Source organism: Paenibacillus taichungensis, assembly GCF_013359905.1.
In the GTDB taxonomy this organism is placed as follows: domain Bacteria; phylum Bacillota; class Bacilli; order Paenibacillales; family Paenibacillaceae; genus Paenibacillus; species Paenibacillus taichungensis.
In genome coordinates this window covers 328,508-340,845 of record NZ_JABMCC010000112.1, presented here as the reverse complement: position 1 = coordinate 340,845, position 12,338 = coordinate 328,508, and the positions used below count along the sequence as shown (strand labels likewise).

General features: G+C 48.0%; 8 protein-coding genes. All 8 read left to right on the top strand.

Annotated features, from left to right (window positions below):
- Nucleotides 1–101: 101 nt before the first annotated feature.
- Nucleotides 102–1,352, top strand: coding sequence for a putative amidoligase domain-containing protein (locus HP548_RS17590; RefSeq protein WP_217504743.1), 1,251 nt, complete (start codon nucleotides 102–104; stop codon nucleotides 1,350–1,352).
- Nucleotides 1,353–1,551: 199 nt separating this feature from the next.
- Entirely contained in the window at nucleotides 1,552–4,356 is a 2,805-nt protein-coding gene (gene mutS, locus HP548_RS17585; protein WP_175382384.1) for a DNA mismatch repair protein MutS, read from the top strand.
- Nucleotides 4,357–4,377: 21 nt separating this feature from the next.
- On the top strand, nucleotides 4,378–6,597 hold the full coding sequence (gene mutL, locus HP548_RS17580) for a DNA mismatch repair endonuclease MutL (protein ID WP_175382383.1): 2,220 nt from the start codon (nucleotides 4,378–4,380) through the stop codon (nucleotides 6,595–6,597).
- A gap of 17 nt (nucleotides 6,598–6,614) precedes the next feature.
- Nucleotides 6,615–7,400 carry a class I SAM-dependent methyltransferase gene (locus HP548_RS17575; RefSeq protein WP_099858303.1) on the top strand — a complete coding sequence of 262 codons (786 nt, stop codon included), beginning with the start codon at nucleotides 6,615–6,617 and terminating at the stop codon, nucleotides 7,398–7,400.
- Entirely contained in the window at nucleotides 7,384–8,331 is a 948-nt protein-coding gene (gene miaA, locus HP548_RS17570) for a tRNA (adenosine(37)-N6)-dimethylallyltransferase MiaA (protein WP_409347665.1), read from the top strand. The genes HP548_RS17575 and miaA overlap by 17 nt, the downstream gene beginning before the upstream one ends.
- A gap of 240 nt (nucleotides 8,332–8,571) precedes the next feature.
- A complete protein-coding gene (locus tag HP548_RS17565; RefSeq protein WP_175382381.1) occupies nucleotides 8,572–8,793 on the top strand; it encodes a hypothetical protein in 222 nt (73 codons plus the stop codon).
- A 234-nt stretch (nucleotides 8,794–9,027) separates the two neighbouring features.
- A complete protein-coding gene (hfq, locus tag HP548_RS17560; RefSeq protein WP_017687918.1) occupies nucleotides 9,028–9,270 on the top strand; it encodes an RNA chaperone Hfq in 243 nt (80 codons plus the stop codon).
- A 168-nt stretch (nucleotides 9,271–9,438) separates the two neighbouring features.
- Complete coding sequence (locus HP548_RS17555) at nucleotides 9,439–12,096, top strand: penicillin-binding protein 1A (RefSeq protein WP_175382380.1); 2,658 nt, start codon at nucleotides 9,439–9,441, stop codon at nucleotides 12,094–12,096.
- Nucleotides 12,097–12,338: the final 242 nt, after the last annotated feature.

The following is a 12,338-nucleotide window of genomic DNA, read 5'->3' as shown; positions in this document are numbered from 1 at the left end:
CGGATTCATAAACTTAAGGTATTATATGCGCCGCAAGCGGCAGTGAAGAGGGCGTAAGCCCTCTTTTTTCATTTTGGGCGAGTATCGGGAGGTGGGACAGAATGAATGTGATAGATGAGGCCGAGGAGGCGGTGCGCCGATATGAACGCATGCTCCCTCGTGAACGGTCAGATCGCCTGAAACGATCCGGGATTGAAGTGCTGGCATCGCAGGACAGACGTGACCGGGAGTTGGGTCTGCGTGTACGTTACGATGTAGAGATATGCTGTCTGCAAGCGATTCGCATCAAACGTAGGGACACCAGTGGCATGGGTGGAGCGCAAGAAAGTGTGCTGGATCGTGAAGCGGCATCAACGTTATTCAAACGCATTGAACGGCTTGCCACCAAAGCATTGTATACGGTTGGACTGGATCACGGCGCTGTAAGACTGGAAGCGTCAGGAAAGAGCGGTTGTGCTGTCATCTCGATTGACCCAAGGCCATGGAAGGGTATGACGGATCTCTCTGCCATGTACCGTGCAGGCTGGAAACAGCTTCAGTCCGAACTGGATGAAGAGCGGCATCGTAATGCAGCCCCCATACTTGGAATGGACCCTGAGTTCCTGCTTGTGCAAATGCCAGAATCCAAAATTGTGCCCGCCTCCAGATTTCTCGAACGAACAGGTGTAGCCGGCTGTGATTCCGTGACGATTAATGGACGACGAATATATCCTGTTGCCGAACTACGACCTGCACCCAGCTCTGAGCCGCGCGAGTTGTTGGCTCATCTGATGAGAGCCTTTGCGGCGGCTTCCCGTAGTATTAGTGATCACTCGCTGATCTGGCAGGCAGGGGGAATGCCCCAGCGTGGCTTGCCACTGGGCGGACATGTTCATTTCAGTGGGGTTACATTAAACGGGGACCTGCTGCGTGCGCTTGACAATTATCTGGCGCTGCCGCTTGCCGTTCTTCAGGATCCACGAGGATCAGGTCGCCGTCCACGTTATGGGGCATTAGGTGATTTTCGACTGAAATCATACGGTGGATTCGAATACCGCACATTACCCAGTTTTTTGGTATCTCCTTTGGTTGCCAAAGGAGTTGTGGCTTTGGCTGGTCTTATCGCGAGAGGTTACCAACAATTGCGTCAACGTCCATTGGCGAAGGCTGTTATTCATACTGCTTTTTATGAAGGCAACCGTGAGGTGATGCAGGCGCATATTCCGGCACTGCTGGATGACCTGACACAAATGGATGGATATGAACGTTATGAACTTTACGCTGCTCCATTAATTAGCCAGTTAAGACAGGGTAGGACATGGGACGAGAGTCGGGATATACGTAAACTCTGGAATATTCGAGCAGGTTCATGAAGAGTGGGCACTTTTTTGTTATAATGAGAAATAAGTCGATTTTGATCATCGTTACGGAAGAAATGGAACAGCAACCTGTGAGGGAAGCGGCGGATGCCGAAACATGAGGCGGTGGCACGATTAAGGTGCCTAACCGCCTTATTGCTCCTTCCGGGACAGCTTCTCTTCCTGACAACATTGGAACGGATGGAGGATACTCATGGCTCAGTATACGCCAATGATTCAACAATATTTGCAAGTGAAGGCCGAAGCGCAGGACGCTTTTCTTTTTTTTAGATTAGGTGATTTCTATGAAATGTTCTTTGATGATGCAGTTAATGCTTCTCGTGAACTAGAAATTACATTAACAGCACGTGCAGGTGGGGGAGAAGATAAAATCCCGATGTGCGGTGTGCCTTATCATTCGGCTGACAATTACATACAGCGCTTGATTGAAAAAGGATACAAAGTAGCCATCTGCGAGCAGATGGAAGATCCAACGGTAACCAAGGGCATGGTGCGGCGTGAAATTGTACGAGTTATAACACCCGGAACGGTAATGGAAGGCAAGACCTTGGGGGACAAGTCCAACAATTATATGGTGTGCCTGACAGGGAATCAGAACACACTTGCACTGGCTGCCTGTGACTTGTCCACAGGGGAACTCTATGTGACGTCAGTTCCTTACTCCCAAGAGTGGCTCAAGGATGAGATCGGGATCTATGAACCTTCGGAACTGGTGGGGGATGCTGCGTTGCTGGATACGGTGGCTACCCAGGCATCTCCAATTGGTCGGCCTGTGGTATACACACCATGGACGAAGAGCAAGGAAGATTTGGTGCGTCAGCAATTCGGCGAAGCGGTGTGGGCACGTCTGGAGCCTGAACGTCAAGCTTGTATAGCGCGTCTTTTCTCCTATTTAAGTGAGACGCAGAAGCGTTCTCTTGGCCAATTGACACAGGTTTCAACGTATGAGCCGGATCACTTTATGATTCTGGACCCCTTTACTCGGCGCAACCTGGAACTGGTGGAAACCGTACGTGAGCGTTCGAAAAAAGGTTCGCTGCTCTGGCTCCTGGACCGCACAGAGACGTCCATGGGTGCCCGGATGCTGCGTCGTTGGGTGGATAAACCCTTGCTGCAAAAAGGCAAAATCAATGAACGTCTGGAAGCGGTAGATACGCTGTATAACCAGTTTATATTGCGGGAAGATCTGCGTGCAGAACTTAAAGACATCTACGATCTGGAACGCCTGGTGGGTCGGATTGCCTTCGGCAACGCCAACGGCCGGGATCTGAATGCACTGAAGGTGTCACTGGATAAAATTCCGGGGCTACGTCAGTATTGTGCAGATTCGCCTTCTACAACGCTACAGCACATTGCTGGTATTATGGATGATTGCAGTGATTTGCGAGATGCAATCGGTCAGGCTATCGTTGATGAGCCACCGGTGTCCGTGCGTGATGGCGGCTTAATTCGTGAAGGGTACCACGAGCGGCTGGATGAGCTCCGGGAAGCCTCGGTGAATGGTAAACAGTGGATTGCTGAATTGGAAGCCAGAGAGCGTGAAGCAACCGGCATTCGCTCGCTGAAAATTGGTTACAACAAAGTGTTTGGGTACTATATTGAAATTACCAAGTCGAACCTGGCTTCTCTGCCAGAAGGCCGTTATGAGCGGAAACAAACACTTGCCAATGCTGAGCGTTATATTACACCGGAGCTAAAAGAAAAAGAGACGCTGATTCTGGAAGCTCAGGACAAGATGGTTGATATTGAGTACGGCTTGTTCGCGGAATTGCGGGAACGGCTTAATCAGGAGATCGCCAGGCTGCAAAAACTGGCTGAGCTGGTGGCGGAAATTGATGTGTATCAATCCTTTGCCGTTATCAGTGCAGAGCGCAATTTCGTACGTCCTACATTGACCGATGGTTACGATCTGGTCGTGGAACAGGGGCGCCATCCGGTAGTTGAAGCAGTGATGCGAGATGGAGCTTTCATTGCCAACAATACTGCAATGCAGAAGGAAGAGGCGCGCATTCTGCTGATTACCGGCCCGAATATGGCAGGGAAAAGTACGTATATGCGGCAGGTAGCGCTGATTTCGATTCTGGCGCAGATCGGCTGTTTCGTGCCAGCTGGGCAAGCTGAAGTACCGATTATGGATCGTATTTTCACACGGATTGGTGCGGCAGACGATCTCATCGGTGGACAAAGTACGTTTATGGTGGAGATGGCCGACATTCAGGTCATGACGGATAAAGCAACACCACGCAGCCTGATTATTATTGATGAATTGGGCCGGGGGACGTCTACCAGTGAGGGAATGGCGATTGCCCAGTCTGTCATTGAATATGTGCACGATATCATTGGGTGCAAAGCGCTGGTATCAACTCATTTCCATGAGCTTGCTCATTTGGAAGAGAGTTTGGACAAGTTGGCGAATTACTCCATGGCCGTTCAAGAGAGCGGGGACAAGGTTAATTTCCTGCGTAAACTGATCGCCGGGGCTGCAAGCAGCAGCTACGGAATCTATTGCGCACGGCTTGCAGGTCTGCCGGACAGCATCATTGAACGGGCGAATGGCCTGCTGCACGGTTTCGAACATGCGGCGGCTCAGGTTGCGGTTGGAAGTGAATTTGCCGGGAAGGACAAGCAGCAATCGGGTGATCATGCTCGAGACGGTGCAGAGTTCCAGTCAACTGATCATTCGTCATTGATTCGGGAGCAGGAATCTACAGAACCTGTCGAACTCTCTGTTGCGACTGAAGATCCAGCACGGAAACAACAGGACAAAAAACAAAACGGCAAGCAGCAGTCAGACTCCAAACATGCCGATGTGGTTCAACTGTCCATCTTTGGGGATGAAGAGCCAAGTGTAACTCCGAAAACGGAGGTTGTTGCCTTTGACAAGCCTGCCAGGGAGTTTATTCGTAATATGAAAGATATTGATGTAATGAACATGACGCCACTTCAGGCGATGCAAATACTGAATGATCTCAAATTAAAGGCACAGCAATTATCCTGATTATAGGGGAGGGGAAAACCTGTGGCGAAAATTCATGTGCTTGATGAACATATTGCCAACCAGATTGCGGCAGGTGAGGTGGTCGAACGGCCTGCTTCAGTCGTTAAAGAGTTGCTCGAAAACTCGGTGGATGCAGGCGCCTCCAAAATTGATGTTACGGTGGAAGAGGGCGGACTGCTCCGAATTCGGGTCAAAGACAATGGTTCCGGCATCGAGCCGGAGGATATGGAAAAGGCTTTCTATCGTCATGCAACCAGTAAAATAGCTCATGGCCGCGATCTGTTCCAGATCACAAGTCTTGGATTCCGGGGAGAGGCCTTGGCGAGTATTGCCGCTGTCTCCAAAGTGGAAGTATTATCGGCCAGCGGGAATGACGGGCGTGGACGCCGAATCGTGATTGAGGGTGGCAAACTTCTATCACATGAGGATGAAACCTCACCCCAAGGCACGGACTTTGAGGTAAAAGAACTATTTTTCAATACGCCGGCTAGGCTAAAATATATGAAAACGATCCAGACTGAGCTGGGACATATCTCGGATGTTCTCTATCGCATGGCGATGTCTCATCCGAATATCTCGTTCACACTGCGACATAATGAAAATACGCTGCTTCAGACGCTGGGCAATGGGGATCTGCTGCAAGTGGTTGCAGCAATCTATGGTACAAGCGCCGCCAAAGCGATGCTTCCCATTCAGGGAGAGAGTCTGGACTATCGTGTGAGCGGGCTGATCAGTTTGCCGGAATGGACTCGTGCCAATCGTGGCGGCATGTCAACCATTGTGAATGGACGCTTTATTCGGAATTACGGGCTCAATCAGGCTATTCTGAAGGCGTATCATACATTGCTGCCCATTAATCGATTCCCACTTGTCGTGGTTCAATTGGAAATGCATCCATCCCTGGTCGATGTGAACGTGCATCCGGCGAAGTTGGAGGTTCGTTTTAGCAAGGAAGCGGAGCTGTACGAGTTTGTGGAAACGACACTGCGTGGAATCTTACGGAAGGAAGTGCTTATTCCTCAGGTAACCAAGCAGCAAATCAGACGTGGAGATAACAGTTCCTTTATCCAGGAACAATTTCTGTTCCCAAGAGGTCCTTTAAAGGACGAATCGGAATCTGCGGGGTATGGGCAACAGGGTCCATTAGGGAAAACTGCTGGCCTCGATAAAACGACCTCAGAGGACGATGACCTGGATGCTCCGGCTGATGTGGCTCCGTCTGATGTGCAATCAGTTCCTGATGGAAACGGTGAGGGTCAGTCGCTGCCATTGCCTGAAGCCCCACCCGAGATACCACCATCCTATGACCCATTCGGGATGTTGAGTGGGGACCTAGGATCAAATGTCCTGAAGCAAAATTATAGTCCTAATGAAAACTCCAATACCGATGAAGCTTCTGCTGTGAGTGGGGGTACCGGTGCTAACGCAGATCGTGCTGCGCAAGATGCCTTACCTTTAACTGAAGATAAGGGGCTGTCTACTTCACAGGCTCAGTCTTCTGCGTATCGTTCCAATTCGGTGAATTCTCCGGTTAGAGAAGGGCGTTCATCTTATAATCCATCTGCAGTGGCTGCAAAAGGAGAGCGGAGCTGGAAGACTCCAAGTTTACCAGACCCGGCAAGGCTGGCATCCGCCATTAAGTCGGATGTTTCCATGCCCGCGTTTCCCGAGCTAAGTCTGATTGGGCAGCACCACGGTACGTACTTGATTGCACAAAATCAAGATGGTCTATATCTGATTGATCAGCATGCTGCCCATGAACGGGTGAATTATGAATATTACTACGAGCAGTTTGGCAATCCGGCTCAGGCTTCGCAGGAGTTGTTGTTGCCCATTACATTGGAGTTCACACCATCCGAGACCGAAAAGCTCAAAACAAGACTGGCTTGGTTCGAGCAGGCAGGTGTCTATTTGGAACATTTCGGTGGGCAGACTTTCCGGGTGCGTTCTCACCCGTTCTGGTTCCCTAAGGGGGATGAGAAAGACATTATTGAAGAGATGTCAGAATGGGTGCTGAGTGAACGTAGTATTGATGTTGCCAAAATGCGAGAAGCAGCCTCCATTATGTGCTCTTGCAAAGCTTCCATTAAAGCCAATCAGAAATTGACGGATCAGGAGGCGGAAGTGTTGATTCAGCGCCTAGGTTCTTGCCGTCAACCATATACTTGTCCACACGGGAGACCGATTGTGGTGTCATTTTCAACCTATGATCTGGAGAAATTGTTCAAACGGGTCATGTAGCTACTTAGGAGGAACTTATGTATATTACAACCGGTGAAAAGGAAGCAGGCCACCTTGTGGAACGTGCACGAAACCTGGCGGAAACAACAGGAGGGACCTATGTACCGCGCAAAAAAATGTCTTTACCTGCACTGACTGCACATTATGGGATAGATGAAATTGTAGTTGTGCTTCAGGGTAAAGTTCGTTTGTTTCGTCCGGATTCACCGCTGCTTGAGTTTCACCCCAGTATGGGATTTGTTCGGGCCAAACGTGTGTTAAATGGAGAAGCTGATCCGATGCTGGACGCAGGGGCGATTCTTGAAGGGGATACTGTTATCGATTGTACAGCAGGATTGGGCACCGATGCACTGGTATTCTCGGTTGCTGTAGGCAAAAGTGGTCGGGTCATCGCCTGTGAAAGCTCCCTCCCACTGTACACGTTATTAGTAGAAGGCATGTCTCAATATGAGAGCATTAAGCCTGCGGTAAACGAAGCTTTCCGGCGCATTGAGCTGCGGCATGCAAATCATCTCGATTTGCTGCGTTCCTTGCCAGACCGAAGCTGTGACACGGTATATTTCGATCCGATGTTCCGTGAACCAATGCTTGATTCAAGCGCCATTCAGCCTTTGCGAGATTATGCGAATCCAAGTGCACTGGATAAACAGAGTATTATTGAAGCGAAAAGAGTTGCCCGCAAGCGGGTAGTTATGAAAGAGAAGCGCGGCAGCGCGGAGTTTACGAGACTCGGTTTTGAAGTGCATGACCGGGGCAATGCAAAAACACTGTACGGAGTGATTAATGTTGAAAGCGGAAGTTAAACCGAAGCTGCTTGTGCTGGTTGGACCAACAGCGGTAGGCAAAACAAGAATGAGTATCGAGCTTGCACAGGCGTTCAATTGCGAGATAATTTCGGGGGATTCGATGCAAGTGTATCGCGAAATGGATATCGGAACGGCCAAAATTACTCGCGATGAAATGAAGGGTGTGCCCCATCACCTCATCGACATCCATGAACCGGAATATCCCTATTCCGTGGCGGAATTTCAGGAAAGCTGCACACGTCTGATTGGGGAAATCCATGAGCGTGACAAGTTGCCTTTTATTGTTGGTGGTACTGGTCTGTATGTGGAATCGGTATGTTACGGCTTTCAATTTTCGGACAGCGGCTCAGATGAAGCGTTCCGGGATGAACAGTTCCGTTATGCAGAGCAACATGGCCCGCAGGCGTTACATGATAAGCTGAGGGTCATTGATCCGGTTAGCGCAGAACGACTGCATCCGAATGACCAACGCCGAATTGTTCGTGCACTGGAGATCTATCACCTCACAGGTGAGAAGTTATCCGAGCAGCTGGCTTCCCAGAAAAAAGAGTCTCCATATGATCTACTTATTGTGGGTTTGACAATGGATCGTCAGAAACTGTATGCCCGAGTGGAAGAACGAATTGATCTTATGATCGAGCAGGGTTTGGTAGATGAGGTCAAGTCTTTGCTGGAGCGAGGCGTAGCGAGAGGACATATTTCCATGCAGGGGCTCGGCTATAAGGAAATTGCGGCTTATCTTCAGGGTGAAGTAAGCTGGGATGCTGCGGTGGAGTGGCTGAAAAGGGATACGCGTCGTTTTGCCAAGCGGCAATTGTCCTGGTTCCGGCATATGAAAGATATTGAATGGGTAGATATGACGGATACCGAAGATTTTGCAGGGAATTATGCCCATGTAAGTGAGATGATCAAACGCAAGTTTGACTGAATATAGAAGGTGGAATTTGCCACCTATTAGGACTTTAGAACCTCTATCTTTTTGAAATAAAAGGTAGAGGTTTTTACTTTTTTTATATGAAATGATGCCTTTAAAAGAGGGAATAATCGGTGGTATATGCAGATTTAAGCAGAGAAATTGATTGTAAAAAAATAACATAAATATTAAAATGAATTCACATGACAGGCTAATTGTTTTGATTCAAAGCTAAAGTGGAAGGGGGAAGATTTTATGAGTGCAGAACCGAGCGGAGTGGCAAGTTTATATCTCTTTTTCTCAGGATTGATTGGAATTGGTTTCGCCATTGGAGGTCTTGTCGCATTAATTTGGTTAATTATTGTTCTAATCAATACCAATACATACCTGAAACTCTTGATCAATGATAAGAAGAATCGGAAAAATATTACGTTAGTCAAAGAAGAAGAGAAACCGTATACAAATCCAGAAAAATAGAAGGGAAACGTGGGAAAAGGTAGAATTTGTCCCTCTTTTGCAATTCTGACAAGCGGTGTATAATGGATAAGTCTTCTAGTTGCAAGCGAAGCTCAGGCATAGGTGCAAAATAGCAGACAAGGGGTTTTTGTGGATTATATGAATCCGTTCATGATATAATAGCACGAAAGCTACTCAGCGATATTGAATATTACTTATAACACGAATTCAAATGAACCAATGGGGGTACGGCTAATGAACAAGTCCATCAACATCCAAGATACGTTCTTGAACCAACTGCGGAAAGAAAACATTCCAGCTACAGTCTATTTGACTAATGGCTTTCAAATCCGCGGAACGATCAAGGCATTTGACAATTTTACGATCGTCATTGACAGCGACGGACGCCAGCAAATGGTCTACAAGCACGCCATCTCCACGTTCACGCCGCAACGCAGCGTATCGCTGATGCAGCAAGATAATAGCGGCGAAGCTTAAAAAATTACGAAACCTTTTTATCAACCATTTCGTCTACATGTATAGGAATTGAAACAGAGCAACCTGAATAAGGGTTGTTCTTTTCATTCCGGGCAAAATAAGCTCTATAGGAGTTTGAGCCAGCAGACGAATAGAAATTATGCAACTGAAAGGGAGTCAGGAGGTAACATGCCAAACGATCCGTTGTCGAGGTCTAACAATCGCAACAGTAATAACAAGTCAGCCAAAAAAGCGAAGCCAAAGACCTCTAAAAAGAAAAAAATTACGGGTAAACGCGTTGGATGGACACTGTTTTTCACCATGGCAATCGCCATATTCTGTGCACTGGGTGGATATTTATTTATTATGGTGAGTGGCGAAAATCTGCTCAAAGCCAACAAGGACAAAACAACAATCAATGAAACTTCAAAAGTATATGATCGTAACGGACAGTTAATGGGCGAGTTGTCCATTCAAAAGCTGGAGCCGGTCAATGAAGAAGATATTCCGGAATTGGTAAAGGAAGCTTTTGTTGCTACGGAGGACAGACGATTCTACGAGCATCAGGGCGTGGATATTTGGTCCATCGGACGGGCGGCAGTTAAAGACGTCATGGCCCGCTCCATGGTGGAGGGTGGTAGTACACTGACTCAGCAGCTTGCGAAAAATATGTTCTTGTCCCGTGACAAGACATTCTTCCGGAAAGCAACGGAGGTTTCCATTGCGATGGCATTGGAGCGTAAGTACTCAAAAGACGAAATTCTGACGATGTATCTGAACCGGATTTTCTTTGGTCATCAGCGTTATGGAATTAAGGCTGCGTCTGAATTTTATTTTGGAAAAAAAGATTTAAACGATCTTAAGTTATGGGAAATTGCCACATTGGCAGCGATGCCTAAAGGGCCTTCAGCTTATAACCCGCTGAGCAATCCCAACGATTCCAAGGCACGTCGCGCTGTGGTATTGCAGCTGATGTATGAGCAAGGTTACATCACCAAGGCGGAAATGGATGAAGCCAAAGCAGTAGATTATGACTATACACCGCCTGAGAAAGATCAAAAGTATCAAGCCTTTATTGACTATGTTCTTCGTGAAGCAGAAAAAGTGACTGGTAAAACGGAGGATGATCTGAATATCGGCGGGTACAAAATTTACACGACGATGGATGCTCAGGCTCAAACAGCCATGGAAAGTGCTTTCTCGGATGATAGTTTGTTTGAGTCAAGTAAAGACGATCAGCCAGTTCAAGGCTCCATGGTCATTATGAACCATGAAAATGGCAGTCTCGTCGCCTTGATGGGCGGACGGGATTATCAAACGAAGGGCTATAGCCGGGTAACACAGAGCCGCAGACAACCTGGATCGGCATTTAAACCGATTGTGACTTATGCACCGGCTCTTGAATCAGGTAATTACAATGCAAACTCAGCTCTTAGTAATGAAAAGCAATGCTTCGGCAATTACTGTCCGGGTAACTTGCATGGGTATTCTTCTACCATTAGCATGACGGATGCCATTACCAAATCGGAGAATATCCCGGCTGTATGGCTCCTAAACAAAATTGGTGTGAATACAGGTGTTCAGTTTGCCAAAAGCGTAGGTATCCAGCTTACGGATGAAGACAAAAACCTGGCGATCGCGCTGGGTGGTCTTAGCAAGGGTACGAATACGCTGGAAATGGCGCAAGCCTATAGTGCATTCGCTAATCTGGGTGAGTACCAGCAGGCGTATTCCATTAAGGAAATTAAGGATAGCGCTGGGAAAACGACCTATAAACACGATAGATCGGAAACAACACGTGTCATGAGTGAGCAAAATGCTTATTCCCTGACTAAGATGCTGCAAAATGTCGTGAATGACGGTACAGGTCGTTCAGCACGTCTGGATCGACCAGTTGCTGGTAAGACGGGAACCGTTCAAAGTGGTATTTCCGGCAACAGTGCCAACCGTGATGTTTGGTTCGTCGGATACACGCCAGAATGGACTGCGGCAGTATGGATGGGTTACGACAATCCAGATGCAAACCATATGCTCAAAAATAGTAGTAAGCTGTCAGCGGCGTTCTTTGCCAAAGTTATGGGGGATGCGTTGAAAGGAGTTCCTGTGAAGGACTTCAAAGCTCCAGCAGGTGCCCAGACACCTCCACCGGAAAAAGAACCAGAGCAACCAACGCTTTCAGTGAGTGGTTTGAATGGAGCTTATGATCCATCTACGCAAACTGTATCGTTGAATTGGACTTCAACGGGGGATTCCTCGACACAGTATCGGATTTACAGAAAAGAAACATCTGAGGGCCAGTTCACCCACCTCATTGATGCAGTTGGTTCGACCAGTGCGCAGGATCTAAGTGCGCTCCCTGGTCTCACTTATGAGTATTATGTAACAGCATATGATCTGGCTTCCGGACAGGAAACGGATCCTTCCAATACCATATCGCTTATGATTGAAGCGGAGGAATTGGAACCGGAACAGCCAGATACGGGCACGGAGCCAGGAACGACGGAGCCGGGTACAGAACAGCCTGGAACAGAAAATCCAGACAACGGTTCGTCGGGGAATGGAAGTTCTGAAGGTAACAATGGCAACGGAAATGAAAATGGTAACAATGGTAACGGCAATAATGGAAATGGAAACAATGGCGGGACAGGTCAAGGGAACGGACAGACCGGAGAAGGAAACACACCGCCGGGACAGGGAACAACAGAACCTGGAGGTACGGGGGAAGGTTCCAATGATGGGTCTGTAACGACACCAGGCGAAGTGGTCACACCGCCAGATAGTGGAAACAACGGTAACACTGGAGAAACGGATACACCCACTGATTCTCAAGCTGGAACTGGCGGTTAACAAGAATAAGCCGCATTAAATAATTACAGCCTAAAACCTGCTCCCTGATGTTGGGGAGCAGGTTTTTTGGTTTGTGTAGCGTTCGGCGTGGAACCAAAGCTCTCCGATAGATGGGCAAAGCTTGATTTTGAGTGTATAACTTAAATATGATAAGCTGTAACTATTCGTAATACGTTGTGCAAAGCGGATTCAGGGGCTTGTGGAATCGGTAATGCGGACGTTATTCGCTGTTCACCAATATC